Raw genomic sequence first — 22,352 nt, 5'->3', positions numbered from 1 at the left:
AATGACGATCGACACAAAAATCCGTCACGTGACAAAGCCCGGTGCGAACCTGTTCCTCGAACTCGGCTTTTCCGCTGAAGAAGCCAGGCGGTTGCACGCTGCGTCGCAAAAGCAGATCAACGACACGCGGTTGCTCAAAGAACAGTTGATGACCGAGCTGTCCAACTGGATCGAGCAGCATCACCTCAAGCAGGCCGAGGCGGCAGAAATTCTGATGGTGTCGCGCCCGCGCGTGTCCGACGTGGTCAACAAGAAGACCACCAAATTCACCATCGACACCTTGGTCGAAATGATGAGCCGAATCGGCAAGCCGGTGACGCTGGCGGTCGGTTAAGGCGCATGGCGCACTCTCGAAGCGCGCTTCTCCATGCGCCTCGTCGTTTTATTGCACCGCGCCTGAACCGAACACTTCGGTGTGAATCCGCGCCGCGTCCACACCGAGCGCGGCCAGCGCGTCGCACTGCGCGCGCATGAACGGCACCGGCCCGCAGATGTAGTAATCCGCATCGGGCACGATCACCTTGTCGGCGATTTTCGCCACGTCGAGGCGGCCTTCGAAGTCGTAGTCGATACCGGCACGATCGCTCGCTTCAATGGCTTCGTAGAACACCGCACGCGTGACGTTGGGATGCGCCGCGACCTTGTCGTTCAGCCACTGCCGGAACGCGTGCACGCGGCCATTGCGGCACGCATGCACGAAGGTCACGCTGCGGCCGCTCTGGTCGGCGAGCAACGTGGACAGCATCGAGGTCATCGGTGTCACGCCCACGCCGCCGCTCATCAGCACCACCGGCGTGGTTTTCTTGCGGTCGAGTGTGAAGTCGCCCATCGGCGCGCTGACATGCACCACCGCGCCCACTTCGACACCGTCGTGCAGCAGATTGGACACGTGACCCGGCGCCGTGTCTTCGCAGCCTGCTTCGCGCTTCACCGAGATACGCAGCCATTTGCCGTTCGGCGCATCCGACAGACTGTATTGCCGCGGCTGATCGACGCCAAGTTCATCCACGAAGCGCTTCACGCTCAGATATTGGCCCGGCTCGAAGCCGCAAGCGGGCGAGCCGTCGGCGGGAGTCAGATAGAACGACGTGATTTCATCGCTCTCCACCTCCTTGCGCGCGACCTTGAACGGCCGGAAGCCGCTCCACGCAGCGCCTTCATAAAGCTTCGCCTCCGCGCCGACGAAAATGCCGGCGAGTTGCCCGTACGCGGCTTCCCACGCGCCGAGCGTCTCCTGATCGACCGCGTCGCCCAACACATCGACAATTGCGCCCAGCAGATGACGCCCCACGATCGGGTATTGCTCCGGCCGGATATTCAGGCTCACGTGCTTATGGGCGATTCGCGACACAGTCGGGCCCAACGCGCCGAGATTGTCGATATTGGCGGCATACGCGTACACCGCCTTCGCCAGCGTTTCCGGCTGGCTGCCGCTCTTCTGGTGAGTCTGGTTGAACACGTTCTTCAACTCGGGATGGTGCGCGAACATGCGCTTGTAGAAATGCCGGGTGATGGTCGTGCCATGTTCGGCAAGAACGGGCACAGTGGCTTTGACGCGGGCAATCTGGTCGGCTGTGAGAGCGGTCATGGGCACTTCTCCTTAAAGATGCATTTACGATACCCTTTTAAGGAGATAATTTGACCCGGGCAGATTGTCACAGTCTCAAAAGTGGATGCGCGAAGCCGCTAGCCGGCGCCGCGCTCGTGCTGCCACAGCACATCGCTGCCGCCGTCCGCGCGATTGAGCACGCGCGCCAGCACGAACAACAGGTCGGACAGCCGGTTCACATACTGGCGCGGCGCGGCATTGATCACCTCCGCCTCGCCCAGTGCGACGATCGCGCGCTCGGCGCGGCGGCACACGGTGCGGCATACATGCGCAAGCGCCGCCGCGCGCGAGCCGCCCGGCAGGATGAACTCCTTCAATGGCGGCAAGGTGGCGTTGTAGTCGGCGAGCCAGTCATCGAGCTGGCCGAGATGTTTGTCGGTAATCATCGTGTGGCCGGGGATGCAGAGTTCGCCGCCGAGGTCGAACAGGTCGTGCTGAATCGCGACCAGCGCCGCCCGTACCGGGTCGGGCAGTGTTTCGCACAGCAACACACCGAGGTTCGAATTGAGTTCGTCGACGTCGCCGATCGCGGCGACGCGCGCATTGTCCTTGCGCACGCGGCGGCCGTCGCCGAGACCGGTGGTGCCGTCGTCGCCCGTACGGGTGGCGATCTTGCTCAAGCGGTTGCCCATGATGTCTCCCATCCAGTTCAGTGACGATGCGTCCGCGCAAGACGCCGCGCTAAGCATCGCGTTAGCCACCGCGATAACCACCGCGTTTATCCATATTGCGCGCATCGCGAAGTCGCCGCCATTATAGGATCGGCAGCCGGCCTCGATGCCGGCCCACAGGCGATCGGCGTAAAATGATGCAGAAGCTGCACAACAGATCTGCCCCAATATCTGGAGACATGCGTGAATCATCCCGTGCCGCCGGCCCCGCTACGCCGGCCGTTTCCCGCCGAGTTGCTAACCGGGCTCAAAGCTGTTTTTGCCGAGCGTGTGTCGACCGCTGAGGCAGTGCGAGCCCATCATGGCCGCGACGAATCGCCGTTCGATCCCCAACTGCCCGACGCCGTCGTGTTCGCCCGCAATACCGAAGACGTGCAAACCGTCGTCCGGCTGTGCGGCCAGTACGAGGTACCGATCATCCCCTTCGGCAACGGCTCGTCGCTCGAGGGCCATCTGCTGGCGGTGCAGGGCGGCGTATCGATCGATCTGTCGGAAATGAACCGCGTGCTGTCGATCAATGCGGAAGACCTCACGGTCACCGTCGAGCCCGGTATCTCGCGCAAGCAACTGAACGAAGCGCTGCGCGACACGGGCTTGTTTTTTCCGATCGATCCGGGCGCGGACGCGAGCATCGGCGGCATGTCGGCCACGCGCGCCTCGGGCACCAACGCCGTGCGCTACGGCACGATGCGCGAGAACGTGCTCGGGCTGACCGTAGTGCTGGCCGACGGCCGCGTGATCAAAACCGGCACGCGGGCGCGCAAGTCGTCGGCGGGCTATGACCTCACGCGCCTGTTCGTCGGTTCGGAAGGCACGCTCGGCGTGATCACGGAAATCACCGTGCGCCTCTATCCGCAGCCGGAAGCGGTTTCGGCGGCGGTATGCACATTTCCGTCGATGGGCGATGCGGTGCGCGCGGTCATCGAAACAATCCAGATCGGCGTGCCGATTGCACGCGTCGAGTTCGTCGACTCGCTCGCGATCCGCTCGATCAATCGTCATTCGAATCTGACGCTGCGCGAGGCGCCCACGCTCTTCTTCGAATTTCACGGCACCGAGGCCGGTGTGAAAGAACAAGCCGAACTCGTGCAGGAGATCGCCGCGCAGAATGCCGGCGAAGGTTTCGAATGGGCGACCCGGCCAGAAGACCGCAGCCGCCTGTGGAACGCGCGCCACAACGCCTATTTCGCGATGCTGCAGCTGAAACCAGGCTGCCGCGCCGTCACCACGGACGTCTGCGTGCCGATCTCGCGCCTTGCGCAATGCGTGGTGGAAACAGAGCAGGATCTGAAGGCGTCGCCGCTGCCCTGCCCGATCGTCGGCCATGTCGGCGACGGCAACTTCCACGTCGCGATCCTGATCGACCCGGACAAGCCGGAAGAACTCGTCGAAGCCGAGCGTCTGAACGAGCGCATCGTCCAGCGCGCGCTGCGCATGGACGGCACCTGCACCGGTGAACACGGCGTCGGCTTGCACAAGATGAACTTCCTGCTCGAAGAACACGGTGAAATCGCCGTCGATACGATGCGCTCGATCAAGCACGCGCTCGACCCGCGCAATCTGATGAACCCGGGCAAGATTTTTTCGTGGGCAGCTTGAGGCATCATCGGCGCGTGGTTAGCGCGGTCAAAGCGCCGTAGCCGTAGCCGTAGCCGCCGCCGCCGCTGAATTCAGGCGGCACGAAGGGTGACAAGCACGAGGAGACCAGTCACATGAACGCACCCGCTGAACTGACGGCCGAAGTTCTCGCCCAGCGCCAGCGCGAAGTCGTGCAGGCGCTGATGGCCGTGCTGCCGACCCACTGTCTGCTGTATCGCGAAGAAGACACCGTGGCCTACGAGTGCGACGGCCTCGCCGCCTACCGGCGGCTGCCGCTCGCCGTCGCGTTGCCGGAGACGGAATCGCAGGTGCAGCGCATTGTGCAGATCTGCCACCGGCTCGACGTGCCGATCGTGCCGCGCGGCGCGGGCACCGGCCTGTCGGGCGGCGCAATGCCGATCCGGCACGGCGTGGTGGTGTCGCTCGCGCGCTTCCGGAAGATCGTCGAAGTCGATCCATACGCGCGAACCGCGACGGTGCAGCCGGGCGTGCGCAATCTGTCGATTTCCGAGGCCGCCGCGCCGTACGGCTTGTATTACGCGCCCGACCCGTCGTCGCAGATCGCCTGCACGATCGGCGGCAATGTGGCGGAAAATTCAGGCGGCGTGCACTGCCTCAAGTACGGCCTCACCGTGCACAACGTGTTGCGTGTGCGCGCCGTGACGATGGAAGGCGACATCGTCGAATTCGGCTCGCTTGCGCCCGACGCGCCAGGGCTCGATCTGCTCGCGGTATTGATCGGCAGCGAAGGCATGTTCGCGATCGTCACCGAAGTCACCGTCAAGCTGATCCCCAAGCCGCAAACCGCACAGGTCATCATGGCCAGTTTCGACGACGTCGTGAAAGGCGGCGATGCGGTTGCCGGCATTATCGCGGCGGGCATCATTCCAGCTGGTCTGGAGATGATGGACAAAGCGGCCACCCGGGCCGTCGAAGAATTCGTCAACGCGGGCTACGACCTCGACGCGGCGGCGATCCTGCTATGCGAATCGGACGGCACACCCGAAGAAGTCGCCGACGAAATCGTGCGCATGACCGCGTCGCTGCGCGAACATGGCGCGACCCGCATCCAGATTTCGCGCTCGGAAAACGAGCGCTTGCGCTTCTGGTCGGGACGCAAGAACGCCTTTCCGGCCGCCGGCCGCATTTCACCCGACTACTACTGCATGGACGGCACGGTGCCGCGCCGCAGCATCGGCCCATTGCTCGCACGCATTGAAGTCATGGAAAAGAAATACGGCCTGCGCTGCATCAACGTGTTCCATGCCGGCGACGGCAACATGCACCCGCTGATTCTGTTCAACGGCAATGACATGGACGAATGGCACCGGGCTGAAACGTTCGGTGCCGACATTCTCGAAACGTGCGTCGAACTGGGCGGCACGGTGACGGGCGAGCACGGCGTCGGCATCGAGAAGATCAACTCGATGTGCGTGCAGTTTTCACCCGAAGAGCGCGACGCGTTTCACGCGGTCAAGCGCGCTTTCGATTCGCCCGGTTTGCTGAATCCGGACAAGGGCATCCCGACGCGCGCGCGTTGCGCCGAGTACGGCAAGATGCACGTACGCGGCGGCTTGCTGCCGCATCCGGAACTGCCGCGATTTTAAACATTTTCGACCCGCCGACGCACTGCGCATACCTTGCGCCGGCGGCTCTTCGCTAGTCCCACCCTGATTACCCGATGCGGGTCCGCTCCGGGTTGCCAGCGAGCCCCCGCCCGGTACAATCAAGCGAAACACAACGAAGCGGGACACCATGGAAGAGGACGACATCGTCGCCGTTTGGTCCGAACGCGTGCGTTCGGCCAGCGCCGAAGGGCGCACGTTGCGCATCCGTGGCGGCGGCACCAAAGACTGGTACGGTCAGACGCTGGAAGGTGACATCCTCGACACGCGCGCTTATCGCGGCATCATCGCCTACGACCCGGCCGAACTCGTCATTACCGCGCGCGCAGGCACGCCTTTGCTGGAAATCGAGGCGGCGCTCGCCGAACATCATCAGATGCTCGCCTTCGAACCGCCGCACTTCGGCTTGCAGGCCACCTTCGGCGGCTGCATCGCGGCGGGAATCGCTGGTCCGCGCCGGCCGGCCGCCGGCGCCGCGCGCGACTTCGTGCTCGGCGCGGTGATCATGAACGGCCATGGGCAAACGCTGCATTTCGGCGGCCAGGTGGTGAAGAACGTCGCCGGTTATGACGTGTCCCGCTTGATGGCCGGCTCGCTCGGCACCTTGGGATTGATCCTCGAACTGTCCATCAAAGTGCTGCCGCTGCCGCAGGCCGAAGCTACGCTCAAATTCGACATGAACGGCACCGATGCGGTCCGCAAGCTCAACGAATGGGGCGGCCGGCCCTTGCCGATCACAGCGAGCGCCTGGCGTCACGGCACGCTGGCCGTGCGGCTGGCCGGCGCGGAAGCGGCGGTCAAGGCGGCGCGCACGGCGCTCGGCGGAGAGGTGGTCGATGCGGTCGAAGCCGAGCGCTTCTGGGCCGGCTTGCGCGAACAGACCGACCCGTTCTTTTCGGTGATCGCGCCGAAAGCCGCGCTGTGGCGCCTCGCGCTGCCGCCCATCACGGAGCCGCTGCAACTGCCCGGCGCGCAACTGATGGAATGGGGCGGCGGCCAGCGCTGGTGGATCACCGACACCGACGCGCAAACCGTGCGCATCAGCGCCAAACAGGCCGGCGGTCATGCCACCATCTTCCGCACCGGTCATGGCTACGATCGCGGCGCCGGTGTGTTCACGCCGCTGCCCGCCCCGCTGATGAAGATCCATCGCGGTCTGAAAGCCGCCTTCGACCCCGCCCGCATTTTCAATCGCGGCCGGCTCTACCCTGACTTCTGAGCGACGCGATGCAAACCAACCTCGCGGACTTCATTCGCAATACGCCCGACGGCGACGAAGCCGACGCCATCCTGCACAAGTGCGTGCATTGCGGCTTCTGCACGGCCACTTGCCCGACCTATCAACTGCTCGGCGACGAACTCGACGGCCCACGCGGGCGCATCTATCTGATCAAGCAGATGGTCGAGGGTGCGGAAGTGACGCGCAGCACCCAGCTCCACCTCGACCGCTGCCTGACCTGCCGCAACTGCGAGACCACCTGCCCGTCCGGCGTGCAATACGGCCGGCTGGTCGAGATTGGCCGCAAGATCACCGAAGAGAAGGTCACGCGCCCGTTCGGTCAGCGGCTGGTGCGCCGGCTGCTCGCGAGCTTCGTGCCGAACAGTGCACTGTTCACGCCGGTCATGCGCCTCGGCCAGCACGTCCGCCCCCTGCTGCCGAAGAAGCTGCGCGACAAGGTGCCGGCGCGGCAGCGTCCGCTCGAATGGCCGAGCGCGAAACATCAGCGCAAGATGCTGATGCTCGCCGGCTGCGTGCAACCGTCGATGATGCCCAACGTCAACATCGCGACCGCGCGAGTGCTCGACGCGCTCGGCGTCGAAACGCTGGTGGCGCCCGAGGCCGGCTGCTGCGGCGCGATCCGCCTGCATCTGGGCTACAACGACGAAGCGCTCGACGACCTGCGCGCCAACATCGACGCATGGTGGCCGTACATCGAAGCGGGTGTGGAAGCGATCGTGATGAACGCGTCCGGGTGCGGCGCGACGGTCAAGGAATACGCGCATCTGCTGCGCAACGATCCGGCGTATGCGCAGAAGGCTCGCCGCGTCGTCGAATTGACACGCGATATTTCGGAGATCCTGCCGGAATTCGAAGAGACGCTGGTTGCCGTCACGCGCCGCCGCTCGATTCATACGGTCGCATTCCATCCGCCTTGCACGTTGCAGCATGGTCAGCAACTGCGCGGCAACGTCGAGCATCTGCTGGCGGCGCTCGGCATCGAAGTGCGCCTGCCCGCGGACAGTCACCTGTGCTGCGGCTCGGCCGGCACCTATTCGCTGACGCAGCCGAAGCTCTCGTACGCGCTGCGCGACCAGAAGCTCGAGCGGCTGCTCGCGCAGGAGCCGCAGGTCATCGTGTCGGCGAACGTCGGCTGCATTGCGCATCTGCAAAGCGGCACGTCCACGCCGGTCGCGCACTGGATCGAACTGGTGGAACACATGCTGTCGGCCTGAAGCGCGTGCCGACGGCATGTGGCTCGCGGCATGCCGCAGCAGCCGCCGCCTTTTCTTCTCACTCCCGGGACGCTTCCAGCCGCGGCGCGGCGCGGCGCGGCGACGTCCGTATAATCCGGTACATCGTCTTTCGCTGGACTTCCGGCTTCGTTCCATGCCCGATCTGATTCACAACCTCGAAGCGGTGCGGCAGCGCATCGCCCTCGCCGCGCAAGCCGCCGGACGCGACCCGCGTTCGATTGCCCTGCTCGCGGTCTCGAAGACGTTTCCCGCCGAAGCCGTGCGCGCCGCCTACGCGGCCGGCCAACGCGCGTTCGGCGAGAACTACGTGCAGGAAGCGATCGCCAAGATCGAGGCGCTGGCCGATCTGCGCGCGTCGATCGAATGGCATTTCATCGGACCATTGCAATCGAACAAGACGCGGCCGGTCGCCGAGCATTTCGACTGGGTGCATTCGGTCGACCGGCTGAAGATCGCGCAGCGTCTGGCCGAGCAAAGGCCGGACAAGCTGCCGCCGCTGAACGTGTGCCTGCAGGTGAACATCAGCGGCGAGGCGTCGAAGAGCGGCGTCGGCATCCCCGAGGCCATGGAAGTCGCACAGGAAATCGCCGCGCTGCCGAAGTTGCGCTTGCGCGGCCTGATGGCGATTCCCGAACCGGCCGGCGGTATCGATGAACAACGCGTACCGCATCGGCAGTTGCGCGAACTATTCGAGCGCCTGTGCGCAGACGGACTCGAACTCGACACGCTCTCGATGGGTATGTCGAGCGATCTGGAAGCCGCCGTGCTGGAAGGCGCGACGATCGTGCGCATCGGCACCGCTATCTTCGGCGCGCGAGATTACTCTAACTGACCCTTGCGGGCTCTTTGGACTCCCTCACGGGACCTCTTTCGGAACATCATGAAAATTGCTTTTATCGGCGGCGGCAACATGGCGGCCGCATTGATCGGCGGCCTCATCAAACGCGGCGTCGCGCCCGCTGACCTCTGCGCGATCGACCCCAACGAAGACGCGCGCAAGCGCAATGAACAGCAATTCGGCATTCGTACGGCGGCCGCCGCGGACGCCGCGCTCGCCTCGTACGACGCCGTCGTGCTGGCGGTGAAACCGCAGATTCTGAAGAGCGTCGCGCAAAGCCTCGCAGCGCATCTGAACGCGTCGCAACTGGCGATCAGCATTGTTGCGGGCATTCGCATGGACGACATGTCGCGCTGGCTGAACGGCCACACTCGCATCGTGCGTGTGATGCCGAATACGCCGGCGCTGATCGGCATGGGCGTCGCGGGCCTGAGCGCCACCGCCAGCGTCGATGAAGCGGGCCGCGCGCTCGCCTCGCAGGTACTCGGCGCGGTCGGCGAAACTGTCTGGTTCGACGACGAAGCGAAGATCGACGCCGTCACCGCGATCTCCGGCAGCGGCCCCGCGTACGTGTTCTATTTCATCGAAGCGCTGCAGGAAGCCGCGCGCCAGCTCGGCATGGACGAAGCCCAAGGCCGCGCGCTGGCAGTCGCGACCTTCACCGGCGCGGCGCAACTGGCGGCGAACTCCGACGAGCCGCCGAGCCTGTTGCGTGAACGCGTGACGTCCAAGGGCGGCACCACCGCTGCGGCGCTGACCTCGTTCGACGCAAGCGGCATCAAGGATGCGATCGTGCGCGGCGTGCTCGCCGCCGACGCGCGCGCCAAGGAAATGGGCGACGAGTTCGGCAAGCAGTAAGCGTTTCAGCGCAGTAAGCAGTCAGCAGTCAGCAGTCAGCAGTCAGCAGTCAGCAGTCAGCAGTCAGGCGGTCCGCTGAAGGACGCCGTGCCCCGGTTCAGGCCGAGGCGGCGTCCGCAGCGCAAACCTATGCGCAATGGCGCCCACCCAATAGACGTGTAGAAAAACTAGAACGAAGCCGCCGCGTAATGCGCGGCAATACCCGCGAACAACGCGCCGCCGAGCCAGTTGTTATGGCGGAACGCTGCGAAACACGGCATGCGCTCGCGGTTGCGGATCAGCGTGTAGTGATAGATCGCGCAACCCGCCGCCGCCGCCCATCCCAGCCAGTACAGCACGCCGAAACCGAGCATCACGCCGATGCCGACGTAAATTCCCAACGTGACCGCATAGCAGAGCATGATCGCCAGCACGTCGAAGCGGCCGAAGGTCAGCGCGGACGTGCGGATGCCGATCTTGATGTCGTCGTCGCGATCGACCATTGCGTATTCGGTGTCGTACGCGACCGACCAGAACACGTTCGCCAGCAGCATCACCCACGCGAGCAGCGGCACGTGGTCCTGAACCGCCGCGAACGCCATCGGAATACCGAAGCCGAACGCAATGCCGAGGTAGGCCTGCGGAATCGCAAAGAAGCGCTTGGTGAACGGATACGAGCCGGCGACAAACAGCGCCGCCACCGACAACTCTTTTGTCAGCGTGTTGAGCGGCAGAATCAGCAGAAACGCCAGCAGCGACAAACCGGCCGCCAGCGCTACCGCTTCCCACGCCTTGATCTTGCCCGACGTGATCGGACGGTTTTCGGTGCGCTTCACATAGCGATCGAAATCGCGATCCGCGTAATCGTTGATCGCGCAGCCCGCCGAGCGCATCAGCACCGTACCCACCGTGAAGATCACGAGCAGCGGCCATGAAGGATGGCCGTCAGACGCGATCCACAGCGCATTGAGCGTGGGCCACAGCAGCAGCAGGCTGCCGATCGGCTTGTCCATGCGCACGAGGCGCAGATACAGGGGAAGTCGGGCGAACATGTGCGGATTCGGTGAAGTGCAGACGGTGCCGCTATTTTACGGGATGCGGGCGGCATGCTGCGTCCGGGCGGACAAGGCCAGGCTCGCCGCGCAATCCGGCGCCACAAAAAGCAAAGCCTCCCGCGAAGAGAGGCTTTTTGTTTCGGTTCAACGCCAACGCCGATGCCAATATGCAGCCGCGAGGAGTCCGGGCGAAACGCCCAGGATGCTTAAGCCAGCATCGAACGCAGCATCCACGCGGTCTTTTCATGCGTCTGCATGCGCTGCGTGAGCAGGTCGGCAGTAGGCTCGTCGTTAGCGGCTTCTGTCGACGGGAAGATCGCGCGGGCGGTACGCACCACGGCTTCCTGGCCTTCCACCAGCTGGCGAATCATGTCTTCCGCAGCCGGCACGCCGTCCGCTTCCGGAATCGACGAGAGTTTCGCGAAATCCTTGTAGCTGCCCGGTGCATGCACGCCCAGCGCGCGGATACGTTCCGCGATCGAATCGACCGCCAGCGCGAGCTCGTTGTACTGCGTTTCGAACATCAGATGCAGCGTGTTGAACATCGGACCCGTCACGTTCCAGTGAAAGTTATGGGTCTTCAGGTACAGCGTGTAGGTGTCGGCGAGCAGGTGCGACAAACCTTCTGCGATCTTCTTACGATCCTTGTCGCTGATCCCGATATTGACGTGCTGTACGGCTTCTTTCTTGGCCATGATGACTCCTTTGAAGAGTGATACGAACCGGTCGGCAGATCGACGGATTGCGGATGAGCAAGCCGGAAACCTTGGAACGCCCGACAGTTTACCTTAGAAATGAGCTTGAAAATGAGCGCCACTTGTGTGACGCACGGTCACTGGCGAAGCGCGCACGCTGCGCGTATGTCACCCGCCGAGCGCGTGTTGCAGCGCTTGCGCGACGATCACCGCCAATCCGCTCGTGACGATCGCGAAACCCGCCGCGCGGCGCAACATCGCTGCTTGCTGCTGGTGTTGTGCGCGGCGTGCGGCCACTGAGCCGCCAATGGCGGACATCATCGTCTGGATCATGATCGTGCTCCCCCGATTCGTATCAAAACCGGCAGGGCGCCGATGCGCCCCGCCTTGCTGCATCACTTGAACTGCTTACTTCCTGCTGCCTTCAGCGAGCGCGGCGATCGCCGCGATCACGCCTTCCGCATACGCCGGATCGGCGCGGCGGAAATGCTCGATCTGACGTGCGACGATGTCCTCGGGCACGCCATTGATATGCCGTGCGATGTTGCCGAACAGCCGCTCGCGTTGCGCCGCGTCGAACAACTGGAACAGCAGGCCCGGCTGGCTGTAGTAGTCCTCGTCCGCGCGATGGTCGTAACGGTCCACTGCGCCCGCCGCGAGCGGCGGTTCCGACGCGTTGCTGTCCTGTGCGAAGTCGCCGAAACGATTCGGCTCGTAGTTCACGTTGCCGCCGAGGTTGCCGTCCGTGCGCATCGCGCCGTCGCGATGGAACGAATGCGGGCTCGGCACGCGCGGCGCATTCACCGGAATCTGATGGTGATTGGTGCCGAGACGATAGCGCTGCGTGTCGCCGTACGAGAACAGCCGGCCCTGCAACAGACGGTCAGGCGAGAAGCCGATACCCGGCACCACGTTCGCCGGCGTGAACGCCGCTTGCTCGACGTCCGCGAAATAGTTCGCCGCGTTGCGATTCAACTCGATGGTGCCGACGTCGATCAACGGATAGTCCTTCTGCGACCACACTTTCGTGATGTCGAACGGGTTGTAGCGATAGCTCGCCGCGTCCGCTTCCGGCATCACCTGAATGGCGAAACGCCACTTCGGGAAGTTGCCCTCGTCGATGTTCGTGACCAGATCGCGTTGCGCGCTTTCGCGATCCTGCGCGACGACTTGCGCCGCTTGCGCGTCGGTGTAGTTCTCGATGCCTTGCATCGACTTGAAGTGAAACTTCACCCAGAAACGCTCGTTGTTCGCGTTGACGAACGAGTACGTGTGCGAGCCGAAGCCGTGCATCTGCCGGTAGTTCTTCGGAATGCCGCGATCACTCATCAGGATCGTCACCTGGTGCAGCGACTCCGGATGACGCGACCAGAAATCCCACGCGGCGACATTGCTGCGCATGTTGGTGTACGGATCGCGCTTTTGCGTGTGAATGAAGTCCGGAAACTTGAGCGGATCGCGGATGAAGAACACCGGCGTGTTGTTGCCGACCACGTCCCAGTTGCCCTCTTCCGTGTAGAACTTGATCGAGAAGCCGCGCACGTCGCGCTCGGCATCGGCAGCGCCGCGTTCGCCTGCCACGGTCGAAAAGCGCATGAAGAGCGGCGTTTCCTTGCCGACTTCGGCGAACACTTTGGCCTTCGTGTAGCGCGAGATGTCGTGCGTGACTTTCAGCGTGCCGAATGCGCCCGAGCCTTTCGCATGAACGCGGCGTTCGGGAATCACTTCACGGTCGAAATGGGCGAGCTTTTCGAGCAGCCAGACGTCTTGCAGGACGACCGGACCGCGCGCGCCGGCGGTCATCGAGTTCTGGTTGTCGGCGACGGGTGCGCCGGCTGCATTGGTGAGCTTACGTTCGGACATGCGGAACTCCTGGGTTGCTTTTATCGGAAAGAAAAATGTGGGGAGAGACGCGGCGCTTACCGTGCCGGCTTACGCGGACAAGGCCCGATCGACCAGCAAGGACATGGCGACCGTGCGCATGCCAAGCATCGACGCGGCGAAGGAGCCGGCGGCGGTGCGAGCGGATTGAGCCGATTGAGCGGTGACGGCCTGGACTTGCTGCGGGTTCGATTGCGTCATGATTTCCTCCGGGTCTTGTGCGGATCGGGCGATCCATGGAGGAAACTATAACAACTCTATCGAATTATCGTGTTTGATTAATTTCATCTATTCGATAGGGACGGCGACTATCGCCATCGGATGCGCTACGGCCCGCCGCGGATAGATGGGCGACGAGCCGGCGTGGAGGCGACTTAATTGACGGCGACGGGCAGATCGAGTTTTTTCACGCCCGGCAGGTCGCAGGCGTTGATGGCGTCGCAGATCGCCTCGATCGCGGGCATCCGCGTGAAGCTTTTGCGCCAGGCGAGCACGACGCGGCGATCCGGCACGGGTTCGTCGAAAGGGACATAGCTGAGCAGGCCCGAATCGATGCCGCCCGCGTGCGGTTTGACTTCGTGCACCGACATGCGCGGCAGCACGGTGATACCGACGCCGCTCGCGACCATATGACGGATCGTTTCCAGCGACGAACCTTCGAAGGTTTTCTGGATGCCGTCCGCGTTTTGCGAGAAGCGCATCAGTTCGGGGCAAACGCCCAGCACATGATCGCGGAAGCAGTGGCCGCTGCCGAGCAGGAGCATGGTTTCCTGCTTCAGGTCGTCCGCGCCGATCTTCGGGCGGTTTTCCCAGGCATGACCGGACGGCAGCGCGACGACGAACGGTTCGTCGTAGAGCGGGCGCAGCATCAGGCCCGTTTCCGGGAACGGCAGCGCCATGATGGCGACGTCGATTTCACCCTGTTTGAGCAGCTCGATCAGCTTGAGCGTGTAGTTTTCCTGCAGCATCAGCGGCATTTGCGGGACACGCCTGATCATCTGTTTGACGAGCGTGGGCAGCAGATACGGCCCGATCGTATAGATGACACCAAGGCGCAGCGGCCCGACCAGCGGGTCTTTGCCTTGTTTGGCAATTTCCTTGATGGCGAGCGTTTGTTCGAGAACGCGTTGCGCTTGCGTGACGATCTGTTCGCCGATCGGCGTGACACTGACTTCGCTGGTGCCGCGCTCGAAGATTTGCACATTGAGCTCGTCTTCGAGCTTTTTGATTGCCACCGACAGGGTCGGCTGGCTGACGAAACACGCTTCGGCGGCCCGGCCGAAGTGCCGCTCGCGGGCTACTGCGACGATGTATTTCAATTCGGTGAGCGTCATTGGGGACCAATCAGTGCAATGAATTCGATAGGTTATAGTTATACACCTATGGGGTCGGTTCGCCAACTTTTTGGTTCTTTTGCCCTCCCGGACAGGCAAAGAAGCAGGCAAAAAACCAGGCAAAGACTCACGCCGCAGACAAACAACCCAACCGCCGGAAGGCCAGAAAACTAAGCCTTCAAATATTGCTCGCGGGCGCCAAGCCACCGAGCCAGGTGCTGCAACACCACCTCCGGGTACTTCTCGAGCAAAACCGCAGCCGCTTCGCGAGCAGGCTCAATCAGCCACTGATCGTTCTGCAGATCGGCAAACCTCAGCATCGCCGCGCCCGACTGCCGCGCGCCCAGAAACTCGCCTGGACCGCGAATCTCAAGGTCCCTACGAGCGATTTCGAAGCCGTCGGTCGTCTCCCGCATCGTTTGCAACCGCGCCCGCGCGGTCATCGACAACGGTCCCGTATAAAGCAGAACACAAACCGATGCCGCGCTTCCACGCCCCACCCGTCCCCGCAACTGGTGCAATTGCGCCAAGCCAAACCGCTCGGCATGCTCGATCACCATCAACGACGCATTCGGCACGTCGACGCCCACTTCGATCACCGTCGTCGCCACCAGCAATTGCACCTCGTTGCGCGTGAACGCATCCATCACCGCAGCCTTCTCCGCCGGCGCAAGACGTCCGTGCACGAGGCCCACGTTCAACTCGGGCAACGCGGCCACCAGCGTCTCGTACGTCTCCACCGCGGTCTGCAACTGCAAGGTCTCGCTTTCCTCGATCAGCGGACACACCCAGTACACCTGCCGCCCCGTCAATGCGGCCTCACGCACGCGGCCGATCACCTCTTCGCGCCGCGCGTCGGATACCAGCTTGGTCAGGATCGGCGTGCGCCCGGGCGGCAACTCGTCGATGGTCGAGACGTCGAGATCGGCGTAATAGGTCATGGCGAGCGTGCGCGGAATCGGCGTCGCGGACATCATCAGTTGATGCGGCTGGAAATCCTGCGCGCCGTCAGCGGCGTTTTGCGCCTTCGCGCGCAAGGCGAGCCGCTGCGCCACGCCGAAGCGATGCTGTTCATCCACGATCACCAGCCCCAGCCGCGCGAACTCGACCGCGTCCTGAATGATCGCGTGCGTGCCGATCACGAGCTGCGCCGTGCCGAACGCCGCGGCTTCGATCGCCGCGCGCTTCTCCCTGGTCTTCAGACTGCCGGCCAGCCACGCGACGCTCACGCCCAGCGGCTCCAGCCAGCCACGCAGTTTGCGCGCGTGCTGTTCGGCGAGGATTTCGGTCGGCGCCATCAGCGCGGCCTGGTAGCCGGTGTCGATCGCTTGCGCCGCGGCCAGCGCCGCCACGATCGTCTTGCCGCTGCCGACATCGCCCTGCAACAGCCGCTGCATCGGATGAGGCTGCGTCAGATCGAGCGCAATTTCGCCGCCGACGCGCTCCTGCGCCGCCGTTAGCGAAAACGGCAACGCCTTCAACAGGCGCGCGACCAGCGCCGACGCATCGCCTGCCTTGCGACGCGGCATGGCCGGCGCCGCACGGGTGCGGCGCTCCTCGTGCGCGCGCTTCAACGACATCTGCTGCGCGAGCAATTCCTCGAACTTGATGCGCACCCACGCCGGATGCGTGCCGTCGATCAACGCGGTTTCGTCGGACTGCATATCCGGGTGATGCAGCGTGCGCACCGCGTCCATCAGCGTCGGCACGCCGAGCGGCTGCATATACGTTCGCGCGATCGGCTCAGGCAGCAACTCGGGCAACGACGTGCGCGACAACGCGTTATCGATCGATTTGCGCAGATACGCCTGCGTCACGCCCGCGGTGCTCGGATACACCGGCGTCAGCGCCTGGGGCAGCGGCGTGTCTTCGTCGACGACGCGCACCGCCGGATGCACCATCTCCATGCCGAAGAAACCGCCGCGCACGTCGCCGCGCACCCGCAGCCGCGCGCCGATCGCCATCTGCTTGACCTGCGAACCGTAGAAATTCAGAAAGCGCAGCACGAGTTCGTCGCCGGCCTCGTCTCGCAGTTTCACCAGCAACTGGCGGCGCGGCCGATACGCGATTTCGTTGTCGAACACCACACCTTCGGTCTGCGCGATGCCGCCCGGCAGCAGGTGGCCGATCGGCGTCAGCGAAGTTTCGTCTTCGTAGCGCATCGGCAGATGCAGGACAAGGTCGATGTCGCGCGTGAGGCCGAGCTTGGCGAGCTTGTCGGCGGTTTTTACGGGCGCGGGGGCGGCTTTTTTTTTCTCTGGCGCCGCACCGGCGCCAACATCGGTCGCCACCGCCGCTGTCGCCTTGCCCCGCGCGACGCGCCGCGTGGGCTCGGCGCTCACTTCATCGGTAGCGGAGGGCAATCGGCGTTCGGACAAAGGCATGGGTTGCTTCGCAAGTACAATATCGGCTGTCAAAAGTGTCGCCGCCGTACAGCGCGCGGGCTCGCGGGCCGCTCTGGCGTCCCGCAATCATAGCCGCCCGGCTCTGGCTTCGGCTCAATTCAGTCTCAATTCGCTTCCAGTCGTCCGCATGTTTACGCTTTCCGATTTCGATTTCGATCTGCCGCCCGAGCTGATCGCGCAAGTTGCGCTGCCCGAGCGCAGCGCCAGCCGTCTGCTCGAAGTGGACAACACGGTGAGTCCCGCGCGTCTCACGGATCGCCGCTTTGCCGAGTTGCCCGAGTGCATCGGGCCCGGCGATCTGCTGGTCTTCAACGATACCAAAGTCCTGAAGGCGCGCTTCCTCGGCCAGAAGGCCAGTGGCGGCAAAATCGAAGTGCTGGTAGAGCGTCTGACCGGCGAGCGCACCGTGCTCGCGCAGATCCGCGCGAGCAAAAGCCCGCAGCCGGGCACCACGATTCGTCTCGCCGACGCGTTCGACGTCACGGTCGGCGAGCGCGTCGAGCCGTTCTACACGCTGCATTTCCCCGACGACTGCCTGACGCTGATCGAGCAATTCGGCCGCCTGCCGCTGCCGCCGTATATCGAGCACGACCCCGACGCGACCGACGAAACCCGCTATCAGACCGTGTTCGCGCAAAATCCCGGCGCGGTGGCGGCGCCCACCGCCGGCCTGCATTTCGACGACGCGCTGCTCGCCAAACTCGACGCCAGAGGCGTCGAACGCGCGACGCTGACGCTGCACGTCGGCGCCGGCACCTTCCAGCCGGTGCGGGTCGAAAATCTCGCCGAACACAAGATGCACAGCGAGTGGTATCACCTGCCGCAGTCGCTCGCCGACAGGATCGTGGCAACGCATGCGCGCGGCAACCGCGTGATCGCGGTCGGCACCACCTCGATGCGCGCGCTCGAAGCCGCCGCGCGCGACGCCGAAGCCGCCGGCCGGCCGCTTGGCGCGGCCAGCACCGAAACCGATATTTTCATCACGCCGGGCTACAAATTCCGCGTGGTCGACCGGCTCGTCACCAATTTCCATTTGCCGAAGTCGACGCTGCTGATGCTGGTGTCGGCGTTCGCGGGTGTCGAGACGATTCGCGCGGCGTACCGGCACGCAATCGAGGAACGCTACCGCTTCTTTAGTTACGGCGACGCGATGTTGCTGACGCGCCGCGACATCTGAAGCGCGCTTCACCCGATCTAAAATTTGCCGTTCCCCAGCCGCCGCGAAATCTTCCGGCGGCGTTTATCATTTGCGCCTGTCGATCCGGAGTTGGCGCTTCAGCGCCTACTCCGGTCCCATGCAAAGCTGTCGATCCGGAGTTGGCGCTTCAGCTGTCGGCCGGAGTTAGTGCTTCAGCACTTACTCCGGCCCCATGCAGAGCACGTACTCCGGTCCCATGCAAAGCTGTTTTCCGGTAGCACAGGAGTTATCAATGACCGAGGGTCATCATTCGCAGCAAGCGCAGCCCGCGCAATCAACACCAACGGATCGCCCAGAAAACGGCCTCAAATTCGAACTGCTCGGCACCGACGGCCAGGCGCGGCGCGGCCGCGTCACGCTGAACCACGGCGTGGTCGAAACGCCGATCTTCATGCCGGTCGGCACTTACGGCACGGTGAAGGCGGTCCAGCCGCGCGAGCTCGAGGAAATGCATGCGCAGATCATCCTCGGCAACACGTTCCACCTGTGGCTGCGCCCCGGGTTGGAGACGATCGAGGCGCACGGCGGCCTGCACGGCTTCATGGGCTGGAACAAGCCGATCCTGACCGACTCGGGTGGCTTTCAGGTGTTTTCGCTCGGCGATCTGCGCAAGATCACCGAAGATGGCGTCACCTTCGCGTCGCCGATCAACGGCGACAAGCTCTTCCTGTCGCCGGAAGTGTCGATGCAGATCCAGAAGGTGCTGAACTCGGACATCGTCATGCAGTTCGACGAATGCACGCCCTACGCGACCGATAACGTGCCGACTTCGCACAAGGAAGCCGCCGACTCGATGCGCATGTCGATGCGCTGGGCCAAGCGCTCGATCGACGAATTCAACCGGCTCGGCAATCCAAACGCGCTGTTTGGCATCGTCCAGGGCGGCATGTTCGAGGATCTGCGCGACGAGTCGCTGGCGGGTCTCGCGGAAATGGATTTCCACGGCCTCGCGATCGGCGGACTCTCGGTCGGCGAACCGAAAGAAGACATGATGCGCGTGCTGAACCACATCGGCCCGAAGCTGCCGGCCAACAAGCCGCACTATCTAATGGGCGTCGGCACACCGGAAGATCTGGTGGCGGGCGTGGCCGCCGGCGTCGACATGTTCGACTGCGTGATGCCGACCCGCAACGCGCGCAACGGTTGGCTGTTCACGCGTTTCGGCGACATCAAGATCCGCAACGCGACGCACAAGAACTCGCTGCGCCCGCTCGACGAGCAATGCGGCTGCTACACCTGCCGGAATTTCACTCGCGGCTATCTGCACCATTTGCATCGTGTAGGGGAAATTCTCGGCGCGCAGTTGAACACGATCCATAACCTGCACTACTACCTCGAACTGATGCAGGAAATGCGCGACGCGATCGACGCGAAGCTGTTCGAGCCCTTCCGCAAACGCTTTCACGAGAACCGCGCGCGCGGCGTCGATTAGGCGCCTTGCGCAGTAAGCGCCGACGGATTCGCATGAGGAATCCGTCGGCGTCGCATGGAAAACCTTACAATCATCTTTCGTTCGCGGCAAAAAAGGACTTTAGAAGCTTGATTGGAAAGCCGATTCGCCGCGCCGACCCTTGTCAGCCCGGTGGTAGAATAACCGGCTGATTTTTTTGATCGTTTTGATTTATAACGGAGAGACCAACGTGTCGTTCATTTCCAATGCCTTCGCCCAAGGCACAGCAACTGGTGGCATTGAATCGAACCTGATGAGCTTCCTGCCGCTGATCCTGATGTTCGGCGTGCTGTACTTCATCATGATTCGCCCGCAAATGAAGCGCCAGAAGGAACATCGCAATATGCTCGCCGCGATGGCCAAGGGCGACGAAGTGGTGACGAACGGCGGTATCGTCGGTAAGGTGACCAAGGTGGGCGAAGCTTACGTCGGCATCGAAATCTCGGAAGGCACGGAAATCACGGTGCAAAAAGCGTCGGTCACGACGATTCTCCCGAAGGGCACGATCAAGTCGCTGTAAGGCCTGCTCTCTCGCGTCCGGCGCGGCCTCGCCGGCGGTTCACGCAGAACACCGCGCACCGCCCGCGCTCATCGCCGGACGCATCGCTTCCAAGCCAACCTTCCCGTTGGACCACTCATGAATCGCTACCCCCTTTGGAAATACGCCGTGATGCTGGTGGCTCTGGTCATCGGCCTCGTGTACACGCTGCCCAATCTGTTCGGCGAAGCGCCGGCGGTGCAGGTGTCGAGCGGCAAGGCAACGGTCAAGCTCGACTCGACCACGCTGTCGCAAGTCGAAGCGGCGCTTGCGTCCAATCAGATCAAGCCTGAAGACGTCACGTTCGACAACTCGTCGAGCAACGCGAACATTCGCGTACGGCTGCTGGACACCGACACGCAATTGCGCGTGAAGGACCTGCTGCAGAAGTCGCTGAACAGCGACCCGACCGATCCGCAGTTCATCGTCGCGCTGAATCTGCAAAGCGCGTCGCCGCGCTGGCTGACCGCACTGCATGCGCTGCCGATGTACCTCGGTCTCGACTTGCGCGGCGGCGTGCACTTCCTGCTGCAAGTGGACATGGCCGGCGCGCTGAACAAGAAACTCGACTCCGACGCCTCGGACGCTCGCACGCTCCTGCGCGACAACAACATCCGCGACGGCGGCGTGAACCGCGTCAACCAGACGGTGGTGATCAACTTCGCCGATCAGGCCACGGCAGACGCAGCGGCCAAACAGCTGAGCCGCAGCATCGGCGAACTCCAGTGGGCGTCGCAAACCGGCACGGACGGCACTGTGCAACTGGTCGGCACGTTCACGCCGGTGGTGCAGAAAACCGTGCAGGACGCCGCGCTCAAGCAGAACATCACCACGCTGCATAACCGCGTGAACGAGCTCGGCGTGGCCGAGCCCGTGATCCAGCAGCAAGGCGCGGATCGCATCGTCGTCGAACTGCCGGGCGTGCAGGACACGGCGAAGGCGAAGGACATCATCGGCCGCACGGCAACGCTCGAAGCGCGTCTCGCCGACCCGGTCAACACGCATCCGAACCCGTCCGATCCGGTGCCGCCGGGCGACGAACTGTTCACGCAAGGCAACCAGACGCCGGTGCTGCTGCGTAAGCAGATCATCTTCACGGGCGACCGGATTATCGACGCGTCGGCGGGCTTCGACGAGCATCAGCGTCCGTCGGTCAACATCCGTCTGGATTCGGCCGGTGGCCGCGCGGTGCGCAGCGTGTCGCGCGACAACATCGGCAAGCCGATGGCAATGGTGCTGTTCGAAAAGGGCAAGGGCGAAGTGCTGACGGTGGCGACCATCCAGTCGGAACTGGGCGACCGCTTCCAGATCACCGGCCAGCCGACCCCGCAAGCCGCCGCCGACCTCGCGCTGCTGCTGCGCGCCGGTTCGCTCGCCGCGCCGATGGACATCATCGAAGAACGCACGATCGGCCCGAGCCTCGGCGCGGACAACATCAAGAAGGGCTTCCACTCGGTGGTGTGGGGCTTCGCGGCGATCGCCGTCTTCATGATGGCGTACTACATGCTGTTCGGCGTGATCTCGATGGTCGGCCTCTCGGTGAACCTGCTGCTGCTGATCGCCGTGCTGTCCATGTTGCAGGCCACACTCACCTTGCCGGGTATCGCCGCTATCGCGCTCGCGCTCGGTATGGCGATCGACGCGAACGTGCTGATCAACGAACGCGTGCGTGAAGAACTGCGCCACGGCGCGCCGCCGCAACTGGCGATCCAGAACGGCTACGCGCATGCATGGGCGACGATTCTCGACTCGAACGTCACCACGCTGATCGCCGGTCTCGCGCTGCTCGCATTCGGCTCCGGCCCGGTGCGCGGCTTCGCGATGGTCCACTGTATCGGCATTCTGACGTCGATGTTCTCGGCCGTGTTCTTCTCGCGCGGCGTGGTCAACCTCTGGTACGGCGGCAAGAAGAAGCTCAAGTCGCTGGCGATCGGCCAGGTGTGGCGTCCGGATACGGCGCCGGCGGGCTCCGCTGCCTATCTCGGCAACGAGGACGCCGCCACCGACACCGCACGGGCCGTTGCTGCCGCCACCGCCAAGCCGAAGGCGGCCGCATCCGCGCAAGCGCGTGCCGGCAAGCCGACCGTGCGCCGCCGCAACGCGCCGAATTCGCCGCAGAAACCGGGTTCGTCCCGCTGAACC

At 63.8% G+C, this 22,352-nt stretch carries 20 protein-coding genes; 11 read left to right on the top strand and 9 right to left on the bottom strand.

The features are described from left to right. Position 1 precedes the first annotated feature (1 nt). Positions 2–334: a helix-turn-helix domain-containing protein gene (locus AC07WT_RS02555; protein ID WP_492593989.1), complete on the top strand. Its 333-nt coding sequence runs from the start codon at positions 2–4 to the stop codon at positions 332–334. 48 nt (positions 335–382) lie between these two features. Here the strand turns inward: AC07WT_RS02555 and hmpA are convergent, their stop codons facing one another. Next, on the bottom strand, positions 383–1,588 hold the full coding sequence (gene hmpA, locus AC07WT_RS02550; protein ID WP_494945931.1) for an NO-inducible flavohemoprotein: 1,206 nt from the start codon (positions 1,586–1,588) through the stop codon (positions 383–385). Between the two features lie 98 nt (positions 1,589–1,686). Further along, a complete protein-coding gene (locus AC07WT_RS02545; RefSeq protein WP_494945930.1) occupies positions 1,687–2,241 on the bottom strand; it encodes a cob(I)yrinic acid a,c-diamide adenosyltransferase in 555 nt (184 codons plus the stop codon). 222 nt (positions 2,242–2,463) lie between these two features. Between AC07WT_RS02545 and AC07WT_RS02540 the strand changes: the two genes are divergently transcribed. The 6 genes from AC07WT_RS02540 (at position 2,464) to proC (ending at position 9,675) form a co-directional block, all read left to right on the top strand. Then, a complete protein-coding gene (locus AC07WT_RS02540) occupies positions 2,464–3,879 on the top strand; it encodes an FAD-linked oxidase C-terminal domain-containing protein (protein WP_492593992.1) in 1,416 nt (471 codons plus the stop codon). Positions 3,880–3,992: 113 nt separating this feature from the next. After that, the gene (locus tag AC07WT_RS02535; RefSeq protein ID WP_494945929.1) at positions 3,993–5,486 is read left to right on the top strand and encodes an FAD-linked oxidase C-terminal domain-containing protein; all 1,494 of its coding nucleotides are present in this window, start codon (positions 3,993–3,995) and stop codon (positions 5,484–5,486) included. Positions 5,487–5,634: 148 nt separating this feature from the next. Further along, on the top strand, positions 5,635–6,723 hold the full coding sequence (gene glcE, locus AC07WT_RS02530; RefSeq protein WP_494945928.1) for a glycolate oxidase subunit GlcE: 1,089 nt from the start codon (positions 5,635–5,637) through the stop codon (positions 6,721–6,723). An 8-nt stretch (positions 6,724–6,731) separates the two neighbouring features. Further along, positions 6,732–7,958 carry a glycolate oxidase subunit GlcF gene (glcF, locus tag AC07WT_RS02525; RefSeq protein ID WP_494945927.1) on the top strand — a complete coding sequence of 409 codons (1,227 nt, stop codon included), beginning with the start codon at positions 6,732–6,734 and terminating at the stop codon, positions 7,956–7,958. Between the two features lie 154 nt (positions 7,959–8,112). Then, on the top strand, positions 8,113–8,811 hold the full coding sequence (locus AC07WT_RS02520) for a YggS family pyridoxal phosphate-dependent enzyme (RefSeq protein ID WP_492593996.1): 699 nt from the start codon (positions 8,113–8,115) through the stop codon (positions 8,809–8,811). A 48-nt stretch (positions 8,812–8,859) separates the two neighbouring features. Continuing rightward, positions 8,860–9,675, top strand: coding sequence for a pyrroline-5-carboxylate reductase (gene proC, locus AC07WT_RS02515; RefSeq protein ID WP_492593997.1), 816 nt, complete (start codon positions 8,860–8,862; stop codon positions 9,673–9,675). 167 nt (positions 9,676–9,842) lie between these two features. Here proC and ubiA read toward each other — a convergent pair whose 3' ends face one another. The 7 genes from ubiA to recG all read right to left on the bottom strand — a co-directional run bounded on the left by ubiA (position 9,843) and on the right by recG (position 17,003). Continuing rightward, the gene (ubiA, locus tag AC07WT_RS02510; protein ID WP_492593998.1) at positions 9,843–10,706 is read right to left on the bottom strand and encodes a 4-hydroxybenzoate octaprenyltransferase; all 864 of its coding nucleotides are present in this window, start codon (positions 10,704–10,706) and stop codon (positions 9,843–9,845) included. Between the two features lie 209 nt (positions 10,707–10,915). Then, positions 10,916–11,404 (bottom strand): Dps family protein, encoded by a 489-nt coding sequence (locus AC07WT_RS02505; RefSeq protein WP_494945926.1) that lies wholly within the window; start codon positions 11,402–11,404, stop codon positions 10,916–10,918. Positions 11,405–11,572: 168 nt separating this feature from the next. Continuing rightward, positions 11,573–11,737, bottom strand: a complete 165-nt coding sequence (locus AC07WT_RS02500) for a hypothetical protein (RefSeq protein ID WP_494945925.1) — start codon at positions 11,735–11,737, stop codon at positions 11,573–11,575. Positions 11,738–11,812: 75 nt separating this feature from the next. Then, entirely contained in the window at positions 11,813–13,267 is a 1,455-nt protein-coding gene (locus tag AC07WT_RS02495; protein WP_494945924.1) for a catalase, read from the bottom strand. 69 nt (positions 13,268–13,336) lie between these two features. Beyond that, entirely contained in the window at positions 13,337–13,486 is a 150-nt protein-coding gene (locus tag AC07WT_RS02490) for a hypothetical protein (protein ID WP_492594002.1), read from the bottom strand. Positions 13,487–13,659: 173 nt separating this feature from the next. Beyond that, positions 13,660–14,619, bottom strand: a complete 960-nt coding sequence (locus AC07WT_RS02485) for a LysR substrate-binding domain-containing protein (RefSeq protein WP_494945923.1) — start codon at positions 14,617–14,619, stop codon at positions 13,660–13,662. Positions 14,620–14,789: 170 nt separating this feature from the next. Continuing rightward, complete coding sequence (gene recG / locus AC07WT_RS02480; RefSeq protein ID WP_494945922.1) at positions 14,790–17,003, bottom strand: ATP-dependent DNA helicase RecG; 2,214 nt, start codon at positions 17,001–17,003, stop codon at positions 14,790–14,792. A 148-nt stretch (positions 17,004–17,151) separates the two neighbouring features. On the opposite strand from recG, the gene queA reads away from it, so the two are divergent. From queA to secD, 4 genes are all read left to right on the top strand, one after another. Beyond that, on the top strand, positions 17,152–18,201 hold the full coding sequence (gene queA / locus AC07WT_RS02475; protein WP_492594004.1) for a tRNA preQ1(34) S-adenosylmethionine ribosyltransferase-isomerase QueA: 1,050 nt from the start codon (positions 17,152–17,154) through the stop codon (positions 18,199–18,201). A gap of 253 nt (positions 18,202–18,454) precedes the next feature. After that, entirely contained in the window at positions 18,455–19,654 is a 1,200-nt protein-coding gene (gene tgt / locus AC07WT_RS02470; RefSeq protein WP_494945921.1) for a tRNA guanosine(34) transglycosylase Tgt, read from the top strand. A gap of 208 nt (positions 19,655–19,862) precedes the next feature. Then, on the top strand, positions 19,863–20,192 hold the full coding sequence (gene yajC, locus AC07WT_RS02465) for a preprotein translocase subunit YajC (RefSeq protein ID WP_094780780.1): 330 nt from the start codon (positions 19,863–19,865) through the stop codon (positions 20,190–20,192). Between the two features lie 117 nt (positions 20,193–20,309). Next, positions 20,310–22,349, top strand: a complete 2,040-nt coding sequence (gene secD, locus AC07WT_RS02460) for a protein translocase subunit SecD (protein WP_494945920.1) — start codon at positions 20,310–20,312, stop codon at positions 22,347–22,349. Positions 22,350–22,352 lie beyond the last annotated feature (3 nt).

This window comes from Paraburkholderia sp. GW821-FHT02A12, from assembly GCF_059422005.1.
Note: the sequence above shows the minus strand (reverse complement) of the source record. Positions and strands in the feature narration are given on the sequence as shown.

Coding starts and splice junctions, on each gene's coding strand:
- AC07WT_RS02535 (WP_494945929.1), top strand. CDS start 3,993: ATGAACGCACCCGCTGAACTGACGGCCGAAGTTCTCGCCCAGCGCCAG.
- ubiA (WP_492593998.1), bottom strand. CDS start 10,706: ATGTTCGCCCGACTTCCCCTGTATCTGCGCCTCGTGCGCATGGACAAG.
- hmpA (WP_494945931.1), bottom strand. CDS start 1,588: ATGACCGCTCTCACAGCCGACCAGATTGCCCGCGTCAAAGCCACTGTG.
- AC07WT_RS02495 (WP_494945924.1), bottom strand. CDS start 13,267: ATGTCCGAACGTAAGCTCACCAATGCAGCCGGCGCACCCGTCGCCGAC.
- AC07WT_RS02485 (WP_494945923.1), bottom strand. CDS start 14,619: ATGACGCTCACCGAATTGAAATACATCGTCGCAGTAGCCCGCGAGCGG.
- proC (WP_492593997.1), top strand. CDS start 8,860: ATGAAAATTGCTTTTATCGGCGGCGGCAACATGGCGGCCGCATTGATC.
- recG (WP_494945922.1), bottom strand. CDS start 17,003: ATGCCTTTGTCCGAACGCCGATTGCCCTCCGCTACCGATGAAGTGAGC.
- tgt (WP_494945921.1), top strand. CDS start 18,455: ATGACCGAGGGTCATCATTCGCAGCAAGCGCAGCCCGCGCAATCAACA.
- AC07WT_RS02555 (WP_492593989.1), top strand. CDS start 2: ATGACGATCGACACAAAAATCCGTCACGTGACAAAGCCCGGTGCGAAC.
- AC07WT_RS02500 (WP_494945925.1), bottom strand. CDS start 11,737: ATGATCCAGACGATGATGTCCGCCATTGGCGGCTCAGTGGCCGCACGC.
- queA (WP_492594004.1), top strand. CDS start 17,152: ATGTTTACGCTTTCCGATTTCGATTTCGATCTGCCGCCCGAGCTGATC.
- glcE (WP_494945928.1), top strand. CDS start 5,635: ATGGAAGAGGACGACATCGTCGCCGTTTGGTCCGAACGCGTGCGTTCG.
- AC07WT_RS02490 (WP_492594002.1), bottom strand. CDS start 13,486: ATGACGCAATCGAACCCGCAGCAAGTCCAGGCCGTCACCGCTCAATCG.
- AC07WT_RS02520 (WP_492593996.1), top strand. CDS start 8,113: ATGCCCGATCTGATTCACAACCTCGAAGCGGTGCGGCAGCGCATCGCC.
- AC07WT_RS02545 (WP_494945930.1), bottom strand. CDS start 2,241: ATGGGCAACCGCTTGAGCAAGATCGCCACCCGTACGGGCGACGACGGC.
- AC07WT_RS02505 (WP_494945926.1), bottom strand. CDS start 11,404: ATGGCCAAGAAAGAAGCCGTACAGCACGTCAATATCGGGATCAGCGAC.
- glcF (WP_494945927.1), top strand. CDS start 6,732: ATGCAAACCAACCTCGCGGACTTCATTCGCAATACGCCCGACGGCGAC.
- secD (WP_494945920.1), top strand. CDS start 20,310: ATGAATCGCTACCCCCTTTGGAAATACGCCGTGATGCTGGTGGCTCTG.